The organism is uncultured Cellulomonas sp., assembly GCF_963527515.1.
Lineage (GTDB): Bacteria > Actinomycetota > Actinomycetes > Actinomycetales > Cellulomonadaceae > Cellulomonas.
The window spans coordinates 1-17,361 of record NZ_CAURTV010000074.1 but is presented as its reverse complement, the minus strand read 5'-3'; the positions used below and the strand labels follow the sequence as shown (position 1 = coordinate 17,361).

The window sequence follows — 17,361 nt, the reverse complement described above, 5'->3', positions numbered from 1 at the left end:
GGCGCGCGCCCCGGCCAGCAGGTCGAGGCGGAGCGCGTCGCCCAGCGCGGCCGTCGCGAGGTGCGCGAAGTGGCCGAGAGCACGCTCGAGGTCCTGCGCCTGCTGGGGGGTCGCTCCCTTCTGCGGCGCGAAGCCGGCGCTCGCACCGTGCAGGCCGAGCAGCGGGACGTCGACGTCCGTGGCGACGACGAGCTCCACCTCGCGCAGCCGGTCGCGCAGCTCCCGCAGCCCGGCGAGGTCGTCGACGGTCAGGTCGACGAGGGTGCCGCCACCGGCGCCGAGGGCATCCGTCGGTCCGGGCAGCCCGAGGGCGCGCGCCAGGGCTACCAGCGCGCCGGCGCCGCCGTCGTTCGTCGCCGACCCCCCGAGCCCCACGACCACGCGCCGGACACCGGTCCCGAGCGCGGCGGCGAGCAGCTCGCCCACCCCGCGGCTGGTCGTCCGGGTGGGGTCGCGCAGCTCCTCGGGGACCAGAGGCAGGCCGACCGCCTGGGCCGACTCGACGTAGGCGGTGGTGCCCACGACCAGCACCACCGCGGGCGTGAGCGCGCCGACCGGGGAGGTGACGGTGACGGGGACGAGCTGACCGCCCAGCGAGGCGTGGAGCGTCGCGACGAAGCCCGGTCCGCCGTCCGACAGGGGGCACGTGGTCACCTCGTCGTGCGGCGCGGTCGCGCGCCAGGCCCCGGCGATCACGTCGGCGGCCTCGGCGGCCGTCAGGCTCGAGCCGAAGCTGTCGGGGGCGATGAGCACGCGCACGCCGAGCATGGTGGCACGGAGGCCGACCTCGGACGCACCCTCACCGTGTGGGAAGATCGCGACGTGAGCACGAGCACCTTCTCCGAGCCCGCTCCGTCAGCCCTCCTGCTGCTGGGGCGCGGCGTCGACCTCGCCTCCGAGCGCGGCGTCGAGTGCGTCGGCGACCTGCCCGCACCGAGCGACCCGGACCTCGTCGAGCGTGCCCGGGCGGCCCGTGCGGCGCTGGGCAGCCGGGCGTTCGTGCTCGGCCACCACTACCAGCGCGACGAGGTGATCGAGTTCGCCGACGTGACGGGTGACTCCTTCAAGCTCGCGCGCGAGGCCGCCGCCCGGCCCGAGGCCGAGTTCATCATCTTCTGCGGCGTGCACTTCATGGCCGAGTCGGCGGACATCCTCACGTCCGACCACCAGCAGGTCATCCTCCCCGACCTCGCCGCCGGCTGCTCCATGGCGGACATGGCCGCCATCGACCAGGTCGAGGACGCGTGGGACGTGCTGGTCGACGCCGGGATCGCCGAGTCCACCGTGCCCGTGACCTACATGAACTCCGCGGCGTCGATCAAGGCGTTCACCGGTCGGCACGGCGGGACCATCTGCACGTCGTCCAACGCGCACGTCGCGCTGCGCTGGGCGTTCGACAAGGTCGGCGGCGTGGGCGGCACCGGCAAGGTGCTGTTCATGCCCGACCAGCATCTCGGCCGCAACACCGCGGTGCAGCAGCTCGGCCTCTCGCTCGACGACTGCGTGGTATTCGACCCGCGCAAGCCCGGCGGCGGCCTGACCACCCAGCAGCTGCGCGATGCCCGCATGATCCTGTGGCGCGGCCACTGCTCGGTGCACGGCAGGTTCTCGGTCCGGAACGTCACCGACATGCGGGCGGCGGTCCCGGACGTCACCGTGATCGTGCACCCGGAGTGCCAGCACGAGGTCGTCCTGGCGGCCGACCTGGTGGGCTCGACCGAGTACATCGTCAAGGCGCTCGACGCCGCCGCGCCGGGCAGCTCCTGGGCGGTGGGCACCGAGCTCAACCTGGTGCGCCGGCTCGCCGCCGCGCACCCGGACAAGAACATCCACTACCTCGACTCGACGGTGTGCTTCTGCTCGACCATGAACCGCATCGACCTGCCGCACCTGGTGTGGGCGATGGAGTCGCTGGTGGCCGGGCGGAACGTCAACCGGATCGTCGTGGACGCCGACGACGCCCACTGGGCCCGGGTCGCGCTCGACCAGATGCTCGCCCTGCCGGGCTACTGAGGATGCCGACCGGCCACCACCTGCGGGTGGGCATCTTCGTGTTCGACGACGCCGAGGAGCTGGACGTCGTCGGCCCGTACGAGGTCCTCACGGCCTGGGCCGCCATGTCCGAGCTGCGGCCGGAGGTGGTGACGTTCTCGCTGGACGGGAACGGGGTCCGCTGCGCCAAGGGCCTGCGGCTCGTGCCGGACCTCGGCCTGGCCCAGCTCGGGCAGCTGCACGTGCTCGTCTACCCCGGCGGTGCCGGCACCCGTTCCCTGCTGCGCGAGCCGGAGCACCTGGAGTGGGTGCGCCGCACGCGTGCGACGACGGCGCTGATGACCAGCGTCTGCACCGGTGCGCTCGTCTACGCGGCAGCCGGGCTGCTGTCGGGCCGTCCGGCGACGACGCACTGGAACGCCTTCGACGAGCTCGCGGTGCTCGACCCGACGGTGCTGGCCGACACCGAGGCGCGGTTCGTCGACGACGGCGACGTGGTCACCTCCGCCGGCGTGTCCGCCGGTATCGACATGGCGCTGCACCTCGTCGCCCGCCTCGAGTCGGTGGACATGGCGCGTGCCGTGCGCCGGGAGATCCAGTACGACCCCGAGCCGCCCGTCTGATCTCCGTCGAACCTACCCGCAGGTAACATCACCCGGTGACCCGGATGATCCAGCTCGCGCTGGCCACGACCCGCCCCCGACGTGCCGTCCCGGACCAGGGGCTGCTCGACCCGTCCGTCACGCGGATGCGGGTGCACCTGGGCGACCTCGACTTCTACCGCCACGTGAACAACGGCGTGTACTTGCAGATGATGGACGTGGCCCGCAGCAACTTCCTCGCAGACCTCGGTGCGTTCCCGCTGCTGCACGAGCGGGGCTGGTACCCCGTCGTGGCCTCGTCGACCGTGTCCTACCGCCGCTCCCTGCTGCTCGGCCAGCGCTTCGAGATCTCGACCCGCGTGCTCGGCTGGGACCCGCGGTGCGTCTTCCTCGAGCAGACGTTCACGCGCGGCGACGAGCACGTGGCGCGAGGGGTCATCGCCGGACGGTTCCTGTCCCGCGACGGAGGCCGCGTGCCGGCGCCCGACGTGGTCGACCTGCTGGGTACCCACGAGGGTCCGTCTCCCGAGCTGCCCGCGCACGTGCAGGCCTGGGCCGAGGCCGTGGGGGTCGCACACCGGGACGAGCTCGCTGGTTGACTGGGGGGATGGCACGCGCCGTCCCCATGCTCCCCTGCGGTCCGCTCGACGAGACCGTCGACTTCTACCGGGCCCTGGGCTTCGAGGTCATGGCCCGCCAGGAGCGGCCGTACTCGTACGCCGCGCTGCGTCGCGAGGACATCGACCTGCACGTGTACGGCATGCCGGACTGGGACCCCGAGCAGTCGCACTCGACGTGCCTGATCGTGGTGGACGACACCGAGGCGCTCTGGGCCGCGTGGGCGGCAGGGTTGCGTGCACGCTACGGCCGCGTCCCCCTCACCGGCCTCCCCCGCATGACCCGGCCACGCAGGCGGGCCAACGCCGACGGTGCCAGCGGGTTCTCCGTGGTCGACCCCAACGGGAACTGGATCCGCGTGTTCCCGGACCGCGTCACCGAGGCCCAGGAACCGACCAGCACGCTCAGCCGGGCCGTGGAGAACGCCGTGGTGCAGGCCGACTCGCGCGGCGACACGGCGCAGGCGCTCAAGATGCTCGCCGGCGCCGAACGCCGGGCGCCCGCCGACACCCCGTCCCGCGACCGTCTCGCCGCCCTCGCCCTGCTGGCCGAGCTGCAGGTCCGCGTCGGTGCACCGGACGACGCCCGGGCCACGCTGGCCCGCCTGGAGACGATCCCCGTGGAGGACGGGCCCGACGTGGCCGTCGTGCTGGAGCAGGCCCGCGAGCTGGCGCGCGACCTCAGCGGGTAGCGAGCCGCTCGAGCAGCAGCGCCTCGGCCAGCACGACCCGCTCCAGCTCGCCGAGGTGCACCGACTCGTCGGCGCCGTGCGCGCGGCTGTCCGGGTCCTCCACGCCGGTGACCAGGATCGCGGCGTCGGGGTACACCTCCAGCAGGTCGGCGATGAACGGGATGGAGCCGCCGACGCCGATGTCCACCGGCTCGGTCCCCCACGACTGCGCGAACGCCCACCGCGCGGCCTGCATCGCCGGCGAGTCGGTCGGCGCCTGGAACGGCTTGCCCTTCTCGCCGTCCGTCACCGTGACCCGCGCACCGAACGGCGCGTGGCCCACCAGGTGCGAGCGCAGCGCGTCCATCGCGGCGTCCGGGTCCTGACCCGGCGCGAGCCGGACGGAGAGCTTGGCCGACGCACGCGGGGTGATCGTGTTCGAGGCGCTCGCGACACGGGGGGCGTCGAACCCGATGACCCCGATCGCCGGGCGGGTCCACAGGCGGGCAGTGATCGGTCCCGTGCCTGCGAGGCGGACACCGTCGAGCACGCTCGCGTCGGCACGGAAGGCGGCCTCGTCGTAGTCCACCGACGGGTCCGGCGCGCTCACGAGGCCGTCGACCGCGACGGTGCCCTCGTCGTCGTGCAGCGTGCTGATCAGCCGCGCCAGCAGCGTCGGTGCGTCGAGGACCGCCCCGCCGTACATGCCCGAGTGCACGGCGTGCTCCAGGACGGCGACCTCGACCACGCAGTCCACCAGCCCGCGCAGGGACGTGGTCAGCCCAGGCACGCCGACCGCCCAGTTGGTCGAGTCGGCCACGACGATGACGTCGGCCTCCAGCAGGTCGCGGTGCGTGCGCAGGAAGTCGATGAAGGTCGGGGAGCCGATCTCCTCCTCGCCCTCGAGGAAGACGGTGACCCCCACCCCCAGCTCGTCGCCCAGCACCCGCAGCGCCCCGACGTGGGCGATGACGCCCGCCTTGTCGTCCGCAGCACCGCGGCCGTAGAGGCGTCCGTCGCGCTCGGTCGGCTCGAACGGTGGGCTCGTCCAGTCGGCGTCGTCGCCAGGCGGCTGGACGTCGTGGTGCGCGTACAGCAGGACCGTGGGCGCACCGGCAGGGGCGGGCCGACGGCCGACGACGGCCGGAGCTCCCGACGGCACCGACAGGACCCGGACGTCGTCCAGCCCCGCGCCGCGCAGCAGTGCGGCGGCGGCGTCCGCGCTGGCGGCGACGTGGGCCTGGTCGAACTCGGCGTTGGACACGCTCGGGATCCGGACCAGCGCCTCGAGGTCGGCCCGCAGGGCTCCGAAGGCCGCGGCGGTGCGCTGCCGCAGGACGTCCGTGCGGTCGGTGGGGACGAGGGATGTGGGGAGGGCTGCGTCGGTCACGGACCAGCACGCTACTCGACTACCCTGGCGGGGTGTTCGGACGCAGCAACGACCCCCAGCCCGTGACTCCCGCCCTGACGGAGAGCACCCCGCCCACCGACGCGGGCAAGGGCCGCCCGACACCCAAGCGCAAGACGGCCGAGGCCGCGAACAAGCGCCCGCTCGTGGCGCCGACCACCAAGAAGGCCGGCCGCCAGCAGGCCAAGGCGCAGCGCGACGTCGAGTACCGCGCGATGCAGACCGGTGACGAGCGCCACATGCCCGCCAAGGACCGCGGTCCCGTGCGCCGCTTCATCCGCGACTCGGTCGACGCCCGCTGGAACCTCGGCGAGTTCTTCCTGCCGGTCGCGGCGGTCTTCCTCGTCATCCAGTTCGCGCTGGCCCAGACCGGGTACGCCGTCTTCGCCATCCTGGCGCTGTACGTCTTCATCATCGCCGCCGTGATCGACGGATGGCTTCTCTGGCGCGGCCTGAAGAAGCGCCTCGTCGCCAAGTTCGGGATCGAGCAGATCCCGCGCGGCGCGACCATGTACGCGGTCCTGCGCGCGTTCCAGATCCGCCCGTCCCGGCTGCCGAAGCCGCAGGTCAAGCACGGGCAGCGACCCGTCTGACGCCGCCGTAGGGTGGCGGGCATGGTTTCCTACCGCTACCTGGGCCGCTCCGGCCTGAAGATCACCGAGATCACCTACGGCAACTGGCTCACGCACGGCTCGCAGGTGGAGAACGACACCGCGAAGGCCTGCGTGCGCGCCGCGCTCGACGCCGGGATCACCAGCTTCGACACCGCGGACGTCTACGCCAACACCAAGGCCGAGAGCGTCCTCGGCGAGGCCCTGCAGGGCGAGCGCCGCCAGTCGCTCGAGATCTTCACCAAGGTCTGAGACCTGGCCAACGGATGTCGAGCCCGGCGACCGGATCACCCGACCTGGCGCAGCCAATCCTGGACATACATGGATATCCGGTCCATCTCACGCTGGTCGAGCTTGTTGCTATGCGCAATCACGTTCCTCGACGCCTCAAGCTCGTTGAGCCGATTGATCAGCCAATTCTGATCCGGGAACAAGTCTTCGAACTTGTCCCAGTTGTTGCGAATGATGGCGACCAAGTCGCCAAAGTCCGTATAGTAGATCTCTTGTGCACCGCGCCTAACGTGCCAGCGATTGACCCCTTCCTTCTCGCGCCGCTCAGTGACCTTGCCTTGAATCTTGGCGCTAACGCAGTCTTCCCACCACGAACTGCCTATGGACTCGCGGAGCCTCTCCTCTACTAGTTCGCGCACCGCGTTCTCGAGACAGAAGAACGCGAGGTACGCCGGGAGCGCACTCATCGCGGAGCGACGAATTTCGGGCGAGAACTCCTCCAGGGACATAACACGCTGCAGCGCACCCGGGTCCGTCGCCGCTCGGACCGCCACTCCCTCTGACTCCAGTTCGTCGAGCCGTGCTTCGGCAGACATGCCCTTGAAGAGCCAGTCGCGGACGAGTGCGGGGTTCGCGGTCACATCAGCTCCTCACGCAGAGCTTGGAAGATCGCCCGGTACACAGATACGTCCGATGTCGGAGGAAGGTGAATGTGCACATCACTATGAAGGCTCAGTCCGCCTGGCCGGTCGCGCTTATCGGAGTCGTTTAGAACCTCTTCGCCACCACCATTGCCGCCGCCACCGCCTTCGTCCGCTGGCTTTGCGTCGCTCCACTCAGCCTTTCCCGCCAAGGCCTTGAAGGTGCTGGCCATCTTCTTCGCCTTGGCCTCGCCTTCGCCGGTTACGCTCTTGAAAATGTCAGTCAGTTCGCCAGCGGTCTTATTGTACGCCTGCTGGTCCGCCAGGAATATGGGAGACCATCCCTCTCGTAGACCAATCGCAAGCGCTCGACCCCCGGTGGAGGTCGACTTGAAGTCGTTGTACCGCTGGGTCGGCGTTCCATCTCCCGTCAGGAAGCCGAGCTTCTTGAATATCTTCGGCATGCCGCGGTCTTGCGACGCCGTGAATCCGAGCGTCTTCGAGAGAAACTCCAGCGTGAACTTTGGAGGTGTCCCAGCGGTCCGAATCTTGTCTAGGATCGCCGGAATATTTCCAACAGCCGGAAGATAAGGAAGGTCCTCGGGCACGATTCGCTCCACCTTCTCAGAGTGAGAATTGACCCTAACATCGTGACCCGACGCAATCGTCGGGTCAATAGACTTGAGCGCAGTCCACCCGTCTGAGACCGCCTACAGTTGCTCCCATGGAGTATCGATACCTTGGAAGAAGTGGTCTCAAGATCTCCGAGATCACTTACGGCAACTGGCTCACGCACGGTTCACAGGTTGAGAACGACGCAGCCAAGGCGTGCGTGCGTGCAGCGCTCGACGCAGGCATCACCTCGTTTGACACAGCGGACGTCTACGCCAACACGCGAGCGGAGTCGGTCCTTGGGGACGCCCTCAAGGGCCAACGGCGTGCCAGCACCGAGATCTTCACCAAGGTCTACTGGCCCACCGGACCGGGCGGCGCCAACGACAGCGGCCTGTCGCGCAAGCACATCCTCGAGTCGATCGACGGCTCCCTGCAGCGCCTGCAGACCGACTACGTCGACCTGTACCAGGCGCACCGCTACGACCAGTCGACTCCCCTCGAGGAGACGATGCAGGCGTTCGCCGACGTCGTGCGCGCCGGCAAGGCCCTGTACATCGGCGTCTCGGAGTGGACCGCGCCGCAGATCCGCGCGGGGCACGCGCTGGCCCAGGACCTCGGCATCCAGCTCATCTCCAACCAGCCGCAGTACTCCGCCCTGTGGCGGGTCATCGAGGGCGAGGTCGTCCCGACCTCGGAGGAGCTCGGCGTCTCGCAGATCGTCTGGTCGCCGGTGGCCCAGGGCGTGCTCACCGGCAAGTACAAGCCGGGTCAGGAGCCGCCCGTCGGCTCGCGCGCCACGGACGACAAGGGTGGGGCCCGGATGATCGGGCGCTTCCTGGAGCGGCCGGACGTGCTGCAGCGCGTGCAGGACCTCACGCCCGTCGCCGACGAGCTCGGCCTGTCGATGGCCCAGCTGGCCGTGGCGTGGGTGCTGCAGAACCAGAACGTCGCCGCGGCGATCATCGGCGCCTCGCGGCCGGAGCAGGTCACCGAGAACGTCAAGGCGTCCGGGGTGACCATCCCGGGCGAGCTCATGGCACGCATCGACGCCGTCCTGGGTGACTCCGTCGTCTCCGACCCCGCCGAGACCGCGAAGAACGCGCCGGGCGCGCGCTGACCGCACGAGCCGGCCCCGGGTCGCCCGGGGCCGGCTCCGGCTCACACGGTGACGGGATCCTCGACCTCGGCCACCGTGAGCCACGCGAGGAACAGGTGCACCAGCGGACCGATCGCCAGGGCATAGGCCAGGGTCGCCCACCCGACCGTGCCGCCCAGCAGCCAGCCGACGGCGACGACGGCCACCTCGATCGAGGTGCGGACCAGCCGCACCGAGCGTCCGGTCCGGCGGACCAGCCCGGTCATGAGGCCGTCGCGCGGACCGGGACCCAGGCGCGCTCCGACGTAGAGGCCGGTGGCCAGCCCGTTGAGGACGATGCCCGCGGCAGCCAGGGTGATGCGCACGCCGAGCGACCCGGGCAGGCCGGCGAGCACGGTGAGGAACGGGTCCACCAGGGCGCTGATCACGATCACGTTGGCCACGGTCCCGACGCCCGGGCGCTGGCGCAGCGGGATCCAGCACGCGAGCACCACGAGGCCGACGAGCAGCGTGACGGTGCCGAACGAGAGGTCCGTGCGCCGGACGACCCCCTGGGTCAGGACGTCCCACGGCATGCTGCCCAGGCCGGCGTCGACGAGCATCGCGATCGAGGCGGCGTACAGGACCAGGCCCACCAGCAGCTGCACCGACCGGCGCCACGGGCGGGCGGCGGGGCGCATCCGGGTCGGCACCGCGCGAGCATACGTGCGCACTCCGGCCGCGCTCACGGGCGCTGCTCGAACCAGTCGCGGCGCGACGCGGGCGGCGGGCGGTGCCCTAGACCGTCCCGCCGGACGACGAGGGCCAGGCACACGGTCAGCGCGCCGAGAAGCGACAGGAACGTCACGAGAGATATCCACATGCTCATGGTCGGCAAGCCTGTGCGGTAACTGGCCTTTCCTGGAATAGCCACTTCTGCCATAGTGGCCTCATGCCCTCCGAGCTTCCCGTCGACCGCCGCATCGGCGGGCACCGCCTCGCCACCGTCCTCGGAGCGTGGCAGCGCCCCGGACCGGCCTATGTCGCGCTGGCCGACGCCCTGCGCGCGGGCATCCTGTCGGGCTCGGTGCCGCTGAGCACCCGGCTCCCCAGCGAGCGGGAGCTGGCCGATGCCACCGGGGTCTCACGCACGACGACGACCGCCACCTACGGGCTGCTGCGCGACGAGGGCTACCTGGCGAGCCGCCGCGGGTCCGGCACGGTCACCACCCTGCCGTCCGGCCCGGGCGCGCGAGCGTCCCTGGCGGAGTCCGGCGGCGAAAAGCCGGGCATCGTCGACCTGGCGATGGCGGCGCCCTCGGCACCGTCGTCGCTGCACGGTGCGTACCTGGCGGCGCTCGACGCCCTCCCCCGGTACCTCACGGGCACCGGGTACGCGCCGCTCGGTCTCGAGGTCCTGCGCGTGGCGATCGCCCGCTGGTACACCCTGCGCGGCACCCCGACCACGCCCGACCAGGTGCTCGTCACCACCGGCGGGCAGCAGGCCATCGCGCTCCTCGTCGCCGCCCACGCCGGCCCGGGCGACCGGGTGGTCGTCGAGCACCCCACCTACCCGCACGCCATCGACGTCGTCAGGGCCGTGGGCGCCCGGCCGGTCCCCGTACCTGCCGGGGACGGCGGACTGGACATCGACCTGCTCGAGTCCACCCTGCGGCAGGTGGCGCCACGGCTCGTCTACCTGATCCCCGCGCACCGCAACCCGACCGGCACCAGCCTCAGCGACGAGGACCTGTCACGGGTGCGCGCCCTCGCGCGGCGCTACCGCACGGCCGTCGTCGGCGACGAGGTGCTCACCGAGCTCACCATGGACGGGCCCGCGCCGGCCTCCTTCGCCGGCGACGGCTCCGCCTCCGCGTACGTCGTCTCGATCGGCTCCGCCTCCAAGAGCTTCTGGGGTGGCCTGCGCGTGGGCTGGGTCCGGGCGCACCCCGACCTCGTCGCGCGCCTGGCAGCCACCCGCTCGCACGTGGACATCGGCACCGCCGTCCTCGAGCAGCTGGTCGTCGCCGAGCTCCTCGCGCGCTCCGACGAGCTGCTCGCGGCGCGTCGCGCGGCGCTGCGGGACCGCCGCGACCTGCTCGTCGGGCTGCTCGTGGACCGCCTGCCGTCGTGGAGGTTCGACGTGCCCGCCGGGGGGCTGTCGCTGTGGGCCGACCTCGGGGCGCCGGTGTCCAGCGCGCTGGCCGCGATCTCCGTGCGGCACGGGGTGCGGGTGGTGCCGGGCACCGCATTCGGCGTCGACGGCAGCTTCGAGCGCCACCTGCGTCTCCCGTTCAGCGCGTCCGCGCCGGACCTGCGCCGCGCGGTGGCCGGCCTGGCCGACGCCTGGGCGGACCTGGGGGTCACCGAGCCCGTCGCCGGACCCGACCGGGTCCACGCCATGGTGTGACCGTCAGGTCAGCGGCAGCATCAGCGTCGGGGTGGCCTGGGCGCCCTCGTGCAGGAGGGTCACCGCCTGCACGCCCTGCGCAGCCAGGGTCCGCCAGTGCTCGCCGAGCCACTGCTCCGCGTCGTACTGGGTGGTGAACACGGGGCTGACGGGACGGTCGAGCACCCCGTTCGGTCCGCCGAAGCGCCACTCCCACTGCGGCCGCAGCACCATCACGCGACCGCCTTGCGCCGAACGGGCCCGCGCAGCGCCTGGTCGGCCGCGAGCGCACGGGAGATGCGCGAGGCGTAGGCAGGGCCCTCGTAGATGAGGCCGGTATAGCCCTGCACCAGCGTCGCACCGACGGCGACGTACTCGCGGGCGTCGGCCGGCGTCGTGATCCCGCCGACGCCGATGATGACGGCGTCCGGCCCGAGGCGGCTGCGCAGCCGCGCCACGACGTCGAGCCCGCGGGCGAGCAGGGGCGGCCCCGACAGCCCCCCGGGCCCGAGGTCGTGACCGATGGTCGTGTTCACCGCGACGATCCCGTCCAGCCCCAGCTCGGCGGCCAGCTCGGCGACCGCGTCGACGTCCTCGTCGGACAGGTCCGGCGCGATCTTGACCAGCAGCGGGACCGGGGGCAGCGCCGCGGCGGCCGTCGCCTCGTCCGCAGCCACGCGGGCGGCCTCGAGGATCGGGCGCAGGGCCTCGACGGACTGCAGGTCGCGCAGCCCCGGGGTGTTCGGCGAGGAGACGTTCACCACGAGGTAGTCCGCATACGGGGCGAGCCGACCCGCGCTGGTCGCGTAGTCCACCGCCGCGTGCTCGGCCGGGGTCGCCTTGGTCTTGCCGATGTTCACCCCGACGACGAGCCGCCGACCCGCGGGCGTCGCGCGCAGGTGCCGCAGGCGCTCCGCCACCGCCGCCGAGCCCTCGTTGTTGAAGCCCATCCGGTTGCGCAGCGCGCGCTGGTCCAGCACCCGCCACAGCCGCGGCGGCTCGTTGCCCGGCTGTCCGTGCGCGGTGACGGTCCCGACCTCGACGAAGCCGAAGCCGAGCATGGTCAGGCCGGCCACGCCGAGCGCGTCCTTGTCGAACCCGGCGGCGACGCCGAACCGGGAGGGGAACCGCCGGCCCCACACCTGGACGGAGCCCTCCGGCGAGGAGCGGAACACCCGGCGGACCACGTCGCGCAGCAGGGGCACCTGCGCGACGAGCCGGATCAGGCGAAAGGCCACCTCGTGGGCGCGCTCGGGGTCCATGCGCCGGAAGACGAGGTCGAACAGCAGGCGGTACACGGGAATCACCCTAGGTCGTCCGGCGCGGGCGGCACGTCGGCGGACCGGCCGGTGCGCCACAGCCACAGCAGGCCCAGGAAGGGCAGCACCAGAGGGACGTAGCCGTACCCCTGCCCGAACGCCGACCACACGGTCTCGTCGGGGAAGTCGCCGACGTCCACCAGCGAGAGCACCCCGACGACGAGCACACCGAGCATCTCCACCGAGACCGCCCACCAGGCGAGCCGCCGCCGGTCGGTGGCCAGCGCGACCGTCGCGACGACGTACACCAGGCCGGCTCCGAGCGAGAGCAGGTACGCGACGGGCGCCTCGCCGAGCTTGGTGGCCACCTGGTAGATGCCTCGGGCCGTCGCGGCGAGCGCGAGCACGCCGTACACCGCCACGAGCAGGCGGCCCGGGCCTGTACCCGTCCGTCGGTCGGTCACACGGTCCCCCAGATCTGCAGCAGCCGGTACTCGAGGAACGCCACGGTCAGCGCGGCGACGAGCAGCACCACCGAGCTCCACCGCGTGCGCTCGGCGAACGCCCAGGCGGCGGCGATGGGCAGGACGAGCGCTTGCGTCAGCACGTAGCCCCACAGCAGCACGGCGTCCACGTCGGGCGACCCGCTCGCGGCGAGCACCCCGGCGACGGCGGCCTGCAGGACGAGCACCCCCTCGATCACCGCGCCGCCCCACAGCTGGCGCAGCACCACCGCGCGATCCCTGACGACGAACCACAGGGCCCATCCACCGAGCGCCAGGCACAGGGCGACGACGAGCAGCGCGAGGGGGACGATCACGGTGCCCCACCGTACCGGCGTCGCGCGGGAGGCCGGTGCACCGGACCTATCATCGAGCCGTGACCGTCTCGCTGACCTCCCAGGACCCTGCCCGCCTCGCCGTCGACGCCCTGGTCGTCGCGGTCGCCCAGCAGGACGGCGCCCCCGTCGTCCTGCGGCCCGAGCGGCTCCCCGCCGAGCTGCGCGCCCAGCTGGCCGACGCCGCCGCGCTCGGGATCACGGGTGCGGTCGACGAGGTGCGGCGCCTGCCGGGTACCGGCCTGACGGCGACGATCCTCGTGCTCACCGGGGTCGGCCCCGCCGACAGGCTGACGCCCGAGACCCTGCGCCGGGCGGCCGGTGCGGCGACGCGGGAGCTCGCCGGCACCGCCAGCGTCGGCCTGGCCCTGCCGTCCGACGACGTCACCAGCGTGGCCGCCGTCGCCGAGGGTGCCCTGCTCGGCGCGTACTCCTACACCCGCTACCGCGCCGCCGACGCCGCCAAGCACGCACCGGTCGCGACGATCCAGATCGTCACCGCACACCCGGGCGACCGCGCCACCACCGCGGCCGTCGCCCGCGCCGAGGTCGTCGCGGCCGCCGTGCACGGCACCCGCGACCTGGTCAACGCCGCGCCGAACGACCTGTACCCCGCCGCGTTCGCCGAGGCCGCCCGGACGGCAGCCAAGGAGTCCGGCGCCAAGGGCCTGAAGATCACCGTGCTGGACGACAAGGCGCTCGTCGCGGGCGGGTACGGCGGCCTCGTCGGCGTCGGTCAGGGATCCGTCCGCGGGCCCCGGCTGGTCAAGGTGGCGTACTCGCCGTCGCGCCCCAAGACCAAGGTCGCGCTCGTCGGCAAGGGCATCACGTTCGACTCCGGCGGCATCTCGATCAAGCCCGCGGCGGGCATGGAGGCCATGAAGTCGGACATGGCCGGCGCCGCCGCCGTCCTGCACACCGTCATCGCGGCCGCTCGTCTCGAGCTCCCCGTCGCCGTCACCGGCTGGCTCTGCCTGGCCGAGAACATGCCGTCGGGCACCGCCCAGCGGCCGTCCGACGTCCTGACCATCCGCGGCGGCAAGACCGTCGAGGTGCTCAACACCGACGCCGAGGGCCGCCTCGTCATGGCCGACGGCCTCGTCGCCGCCGTGGAGGAGAAGCCCGACGTCGTCATCGACATCGCGACCCTGACCGGTGCGCAGCTGATCGCGCTCGGCAACCGGGTGTCCGCCGTGATGGGCACCGACGACGTCCGCGGCGAGGTCGTCGCGGCCGCCGACGCCAGTGGCGAGCAGTTCTGGCCGATGCCGCTGCCCGCGGACCTGCGCGCCGGACTGAAGTCCAAGGTGGCGGACATCGCGAACATCAGCGACCGCTTCGGCGGCATGCTCACTGCCGGGATCTTCCTGCAGGAGTTCGTCGGCACGACGCCGTGGGCGCACCTCGACATCGCGGGGCCGGCCTACAACGAGCGGTCCGCGCACGGCTACACCCCCGTGGGCGGGACCGGGGTCGGGGTGCGGACGCTGCTGGCGCTGCTGGAGGGCCGCGCGCCCGCTGCCTAGGCGTGCTTGCGCTTGTGCGCCAACCGCTGCCGCGAGTTCCAGTCGCGCATGCGCTGCGGGTACCCGGTCCGCTGCACGTCGTACACGGGGATGCCGAGGTCCCGGGCCAGCTGCCAGGCGGTCTTCGGGTCCGGCACGCGGCGCCGGGTCCACTCACCGTCCGTGGCGACGAGCATCATCGTCGTCGGGGTGTCCTGGGTCCGCGGCTCCACGTAGGCCTCGACCCCGACGCGGGTGGTGACGAAGTCGCGCAGGTGCGCGAGCGTGGCCGCGCGCGCGTCGCGGTCGGTCGGCGCGTCGTTGGCGGCCGGCTTGCGGCGCGAGAACAGGCCCATGGCGCACGAGAGTAACCTGCGAGCCTGTCGGTCCGCGGGGCGCGTGCCACGCCCGGCGGAACAGCAGTCATGGGACGATTGTTCTCAGGGTCACATGGTCGTGCGCGCCGTCCAGGTCGTTCCTTGCCTGCGGGGATGACAGGATGGTCGGCGAGCTCGAGACCACCAAGTCTGCGTATGAGGAGTCTGCACGTGGCCGACACGAACGGCACCGCTTTCGACATCGTCGTCCTGGGCGGAGGCAGTGGCGGGTACGCCGCTGCACTGCGCGCCGCACAGCTGGGGAAGTCCGTCGCCCTGGTCGAGGCGGACAAGGTGGGCGGCACCTGCCTCCACTACGGCTGCATCCCCACCAAGGCGCTCCTGCACGCCGCCGAGCTGGCGGACAACGCCCGCGACGGTGCCCACTTCGGCGTGCACTCCACGCTGGACCGGATCGACATGGCCGGGGTGAACGAGTACAAGTCCACCGTCATCGGCCGCCTCTACAAGGGCCTGCAGGGACTCATCAAGTCCCGCAAGATCACGGTCTTCGAGGGCTTCGGCAAGCTCGTGGGCCCGGACACCGTCGAGGTGAACGGCCAGCGGATCACCGGCGGGCACGTCATCATCGCCACCGGCTCGTACGCGCGCTCGCTGCCCGGTCTGGAGATCGGCGGCCGCGTCATCACCTCGGACCAGGCCCTGCAGCTCGACTGGGTGCCCACGTCCGCGATCATCCTCGGCGGCGGCGTCATCGGCTCGGAGTTCGCGAGCGTCTGGAAGTCCTTCGGCGCGGACGTCACGATCATCGAGGCGCTCCCCCACCTGGTCCCCAACGAGGACGAGGCGCTGTCCAAGGCGTTCGAGCGCGCATACCGCAAGCGCGGCATCAACTTCAACCTGGGCGTCCGGTTCTCCGGCGTGACGCAGGACGACAACGGCGTGCACGTCTCGCTCGAGGACGGCAAGACGTTCGACGCCGATCTCCTGCTGGTCGCCGTCGGCCGCGGTCCGCGCACCTCCGGCGTCGGCCTCGAGGAGCAGGGCCTCACTCTCGACCGCGGGTTCGTCATCACCGACGAGCGCCTGCACACCGGCGTCGGCAACATCTACGCGGTCGGCGACATCGTCCCCGGGCTGCAGCTGGCGCACCGCGGGTTCGCGCAGGGCATCTTCGTCGCCGAGGAGATCGCCGGGCTCAAGCCCGCCGCCATCGTCGAGTCGGGCATCCCGCGCGTGACGTACTCCGACCCCGAGGTCGCCTCGGTGGGTCTCACGGAGGCGCGCGCCAAGGAGGTTCACGGTGCGGACGCCGTCGAGACGCTCGAGTACAACCTGGGCGGCAACGGCAAGAGCCAGATCCTGGGCACGCAGGGCTTCATCAAGCTCGTCCGCCAGAAGGACGGTCCGGTCGTGGGCGTCCACATGATCGGCGCGCGCGTCGGCGAGCTCATCGGCGAGGGTCAGCTCATCGTGAACTGGGAGGCCTACCCCGAGGACGTCGCCTCCCTCGTGCACGCCCACCCGACGCAGAACGAGGCCCTCGGGGAGGCGCACCTCGCGCTCGCCGGCAAGCCGCTGCACGCCCACAACTGACCTACGGATCGAAGGAGACAGAGCGGTCATGTCCGACAACGTGCAGCTGCCCGCACTCGGTGAGTCCGTCACCGAGGGGACCGTCACCCGCTGGCTGAAGAACGTGGGCGACACGGTGGAGGTCGACGAGCCGCTGCTCGAGATCTCCACCGACAAGGTCGACACCGAGATCCCCTCGCCGTTCGCCGGCGTGCTCGAGCAGATCCTGGTCCAGGAGGACGAGACCGTCGAGGTCGGTGCCACGCTGGCCGTCATCGGCTCCGGGCAGGGGGCGTCCTCGCAGGATGCCGCCCCCGCGGAGCAGCCGGCCGCGGAGCAGGAGCCTCAGCAGGAGGCTCCCGCCGAGCAGGCTCCCGCCGAGGAGTCCGCCGCCGAGGCCGCCCCCGCGCAGCAGCCGGTCGAGGAGCACGAGGAGGCGGCGCCCGCGCCCGCCGCCGACGAGGCCGCCGCCGGTTCCGGCGACGCCGGTTCCGGCACCGGGGAGAACGTCACGCTGCCCGCACTCGGCGAGTCCGTCACCGAGGGCACCGTCACCCGCTGGCTCAAGGCCGTGGGCGACGAGGTCGCGGTCGACGAGCCCCTGCTCGAGATCTCCACCGACAAGGTGGACACCGAGATCCCGTCGCCGTTCGCCGGGACGCTGCAGCAGATCCTGGTCCAGGAGGACGAGACGGTCGAGGTCGGTGCGGTGCTCGCCGTCATCGGCTCCGGCGCGGCAGCTCCTTCCGCCGCCGCGCCCGCCGCCGCGCCCGCCGAGGAGAAGGCCCCCGCTCCGGCCGAGGAGAAGGCCCCGGAGCCCACCCCCGAGCCGGAGCCCGCCGCGGCAGCCCCGGCACCGGCCCCCGCCCCCGCCCGCGCAAGAAATCTTTCTGGTGGTACACGCGGGTAATGGCCAGTAAGGGGGGGGATTGGGGGGGAGGGGGGTGGGTGCGATAAGGGCGATTGTTGCGAGCCGAACAGGCCGAAGGATTCT

Annotated in this window: 20 protein-coding genes and 2 pseudogenes; 11 read left to right on the top strand and 11 right to left on the bottom strand. The window is 72.1% G+C overall.

Features of this window, described 5'->3' with window-relative positions; genetic code table 11:
- Nucleotides 1-768, bottom strand: a 768-nt coding sequence (locus RYN42_RS14860; protein ID WP_315097391.1) for a glycerate kinase, incomplete at its 3' end; no start/stop codon positions are given.
- 54 nt (nt 769-822) lie between these two features.
- Here RYN42_RS14860 and nadA point away from each other — a divergent pair.
- The 4 genes from nadA to RYN42_RS14840 are packed head-to-tail and all read left to right on the top strand — an operon-like array spanning nt 823 to nt 3,903.
- Nucleotides 823-2,013: a quinolinate synthase NadA gene (gene nadA / locus RYN42_RS14855; RefSeq protein WP_315097389.1), complete on the top strand. Its 1,191-nt coding sequence runs from the start codon at nt 823-825 to the stop codon at nt 2,011-2,013.
- 2 nt (nt 2,014-2,015) lie between these two features.
- Nucleotides 2,016-2,615, top strand: a complete 600-nt coding sequence (locus tag RYN42_RS14850) for a DJ-1/PfpI family protein (protein ID WP_315097387.1) — start codon at nt 2,016-2,018, stop codon at nt 2,613-2,615.
- 44 nt (nt 2,616-2,659) lie between these two features.
- Nucleotides 2,660-3,193: an acyl-CoA thioesterase gene (locus tag RYN42_RS14845; RefSeq protein WP_399552502.1), complete on the top strand. Its 534-nt coding sequence runs from the start codon at nt 2,660-2,662 to the stop codon at nt 3,191-3,193.
- 8 nt (nt 3,194-3,201) lie between these two features.
- The gene (locus tag RYN42_RS14840) at nt 3,202-3,903 is read left to right on the top strand and encodes a VOC family protein (RefSeq protein WP_315097384.1); all 702 of its coding nucleotides are present in this window, start codon (nt 3,202-3,204) and stop codon (nt 3,901-3,903) included.
- On the opposite strand, the gene RYN42_RS14835 is transcribed toward RYN42_RS14840, so the two are convergent.
- Complete coding sequence (locus tag RYN42_RS14835; protein WP_315097383.1) at nt 3,893-5,272, bottom strand: dipeptidase; 1,380 nt, start codon at nt 5,270-5,272, stop codon at nt 3,893-3,895. The two genes, RYN42_RS14840 and RYN42_RS14835, sit on opposite strands and share 11 nt — an antisense overlap.
- Before the next feature lie 32 nt (nt 5,273-5,304).
- On the opposite strand from RYN42_RS14835, the gene RYN42_RS14830 reads away from it, so the two are divergent.
- Nucleotides 5,305-5,883: a DUF3043 domain-containing protein gene (locus RYN42_RS14830; protein WP_315097381.1), complete on the top strand. Its 579-nt coding sequence runs from the start codon at nt 5,305-5,307 to the stop codon at nt 5,881-5,883.
- A gap of 21 nt (nt 5,884-5,904) precedes the next feature.
- Nucleotides 5,905-6,150: pseudogene (locus tag RYN42_RS14825) on the top strand (aldo/keto reductase); the annotation flags it as partial.
- Nucleotides 6,151-6,188: 38 nt separating this feature from the next.
- Here the strand turns inward: RYN42_RS14825 and RYN42_RS14820 are convergent.
- Nucleotides 6,189-6,773: a Swt1 family HEPN domain-containing protein gene (locus RYN42_RS14820; RefSeq protein WP_315097379.1), complete on the bottom strand. Its 585-nt coding sequence runs from the start codon at nt 6,771-6,773 to the stop codon at nt 6,189-6,191.
- Complete coding sequence (locus RYN42_RS14815; RefSeq protein ID WP_315097378.1) at nt 6,770-7,381, bottom strand: DUF5343 domain-containing protein; 612 nt, start codon at nt 7,379-7,381, stop codon at nt 6,770-6,772. Before RYN42_RS14815 ends, RYN42_RS14820 begins: the two co-directional genes overlap by 4 nt.
- Nucleotides 7,382-7,497: 116 nt before the next feature.
- On the opposite strand from RYN42_RS14815, the gene RYN42_RS14810 reads away from it, so the two are divergent.
- Nucleotides 7,498-8,505 carry an aldo/keto reductase family protein gene (locus RYN42_RS14810; RefSeq protein ID WP_315097376.1) on the top strand — a complete coding sequence of 336 codons (1,008 nt, stop codon included), beginning with the start codon at nt 7,498-7,500 and terminating at the stop codon, nt 8,503-8,505.
- Nucleotides 8,506-8,546: 41 nt separating this feature from the next.
- On the opposite strand, the gene RYN42_RS14805 is transcribed toward RYN42_RS14810, so the two are convergent.
- Both RYN42_RS14805 and RYN42_RS14800 read right to left on the bottom strand, forming a co-directional pair.
- Nucleotides 8,547-9,176 carry a hypothetical protein gene (locus RYN42_RS14805; RefSeq protein ID WP_315097374.1) on the bottom strand — a complete coding sequence of 210 codons (630 nt, stop codon included), beginning with the start codon at nt 9,174-9,176 and terminating at the stop codon, nt 8,547-8,549.
- A gap of 32 nt (nt 9,177-9,208) precedes the next feature.
- Nucleotides 9,209-9,352 (bottom strand): hypothetical protein, encoded by a 144-nt coding sequence (locus tag RYN42_RS14800; RefSeq protein ID WP_315097373.1) that lies wholly within the window; start codon nt 9,350-9,352, stop codon nt 9,209-9,211.
- 63 nt (nt 9,353-9,415) lie between these two features.
- Here RYN42_RS14800 and RYN42_RS14795 point away from each other — a divergent pair, with 63 nt between their 5' ends.
- Entirely contained in the window at nt 9,416-10,873 is a 1,458-nt protein-coding gene (locus RYN42_RS14795; protein WP_315097371.1) for a PLP-dependent aminotransferase family protein, read from the top strand.
- Between the two features lie 3 nt (nt 10,874-10,876).
- Here RYN42_RS14795 and RYN42_RS14790 read toward each other — a convergent pair whose 3' ends face one another.
- From RYN42_RS14790 to RYN42_RS14775, 4 genes are read right to left on the bottom strand one after another with little or no spacing between them, the layout of a single operon-like run.
- Entirely contained in the window at nt 10,877-11,086 is a 210-nt protein-coding gene (locus RYN42_RS14790; protein WP_315097370.1) for a hypothetical protein, read from the bottom strand.
- A complete protein-coding gene (locus RYN42_RS14785; protein WP_315097368.1) occupies nt 11,086-12,150 on the bottom strand; it encodes a quinone-dependent dihydroorotate dehydrogenase in 1,065 nt (354 codons plus the stop codon). Before RYN42_RS14785 ends, RYN42_RS14790 begins: the two co-directional genes overlap by 1 nt.
- A 5-nt stretch (nt 12,151-12,155) precedes the next feature.
- Nucleotides 12,156-12,575, bottom strand: a complete 420-nt coding sequence (locus tag RYN42_RS14780; RefSeq protein ID WP_315097366.1) for a hypothetical protein — start codon at nt 12,573-12,575, stop codon at nt 12,156-12,158.
- Nucleotides 12,572-12,931, bottom strand: a complete 360-nt coding sequence (locus tag RYN42_RS14775; protein ID WP_315097364.1) for a hypothetical protein — start codon at nt 12,929-12,931, stop codon at nt 12,572-12,574. The genes RYN42_RS14780 and RYN42_RS14775 overlap by 4 nt, the downstream gene beginning before the upstream one ends.
- Before the next feature lie 59 nt (nt 12,932-12,990).
- Between RYN42_RS14775 and RYN42_RS14770 the strand changes: the two genes are divergently transcribed.
- Entirely contained in the window at nt 12,991-14,475 is a 1,485-nt protein-coding gene (locus RYN42_RS14770) for a leucyl aminopeptidase (RefSeq protein ID WP_315097362.1), read from the top strand.
- Here RYN42_RS14770 and RYN42_RS14765 read toward each other — a convergent pair.
- Nucleotides 14,472-14,810, bottom strand: a complete 339-nt coding sequence (locus tag RYN42_RS14765) for an oxidoreductase (RefSeq protein WP_315097361.1) — start codon at nt 14,808-14,810, stop codon at nt 14,472-14,474. The two genes, RYN42_RS14770 and RYN42_RS14765, sit on opposite strands and share 4 nt — an antisense overlap.
- A gap of 192 nt (nt 14,811-15,002) precedes the next feature.
- Between RYN42_RS14765 and lpdA the strand changes: the two genes are divergently transcribed.
- Both lpdA and RYN42_RS14755 read left to right on the top strand, forming a co-directional pair.
- Nucleotides 15,003-16,388, top strand: a complete 1,386-nt coding sequence (gene lpdA, locus RYN42_RS14760) for a dihydrolipoyl dehydrogenase (RefSeq protein WP_315097359.1) — start codon at nt 15,003-15,005, stop codon at nt 16,386-16,388.
- Nucleotides 16,389-16,416: 28 nt separating this feature from the next.
- Nucleotides 16,417-17,241, top strand: a pseudogene (locus RYN42_RS14755) (biotin/lipoyl-containing protein); the annotation flags it as partial.
- Nucleotides 17,242-17,361 lie beyond the last annotated feature (120 nt).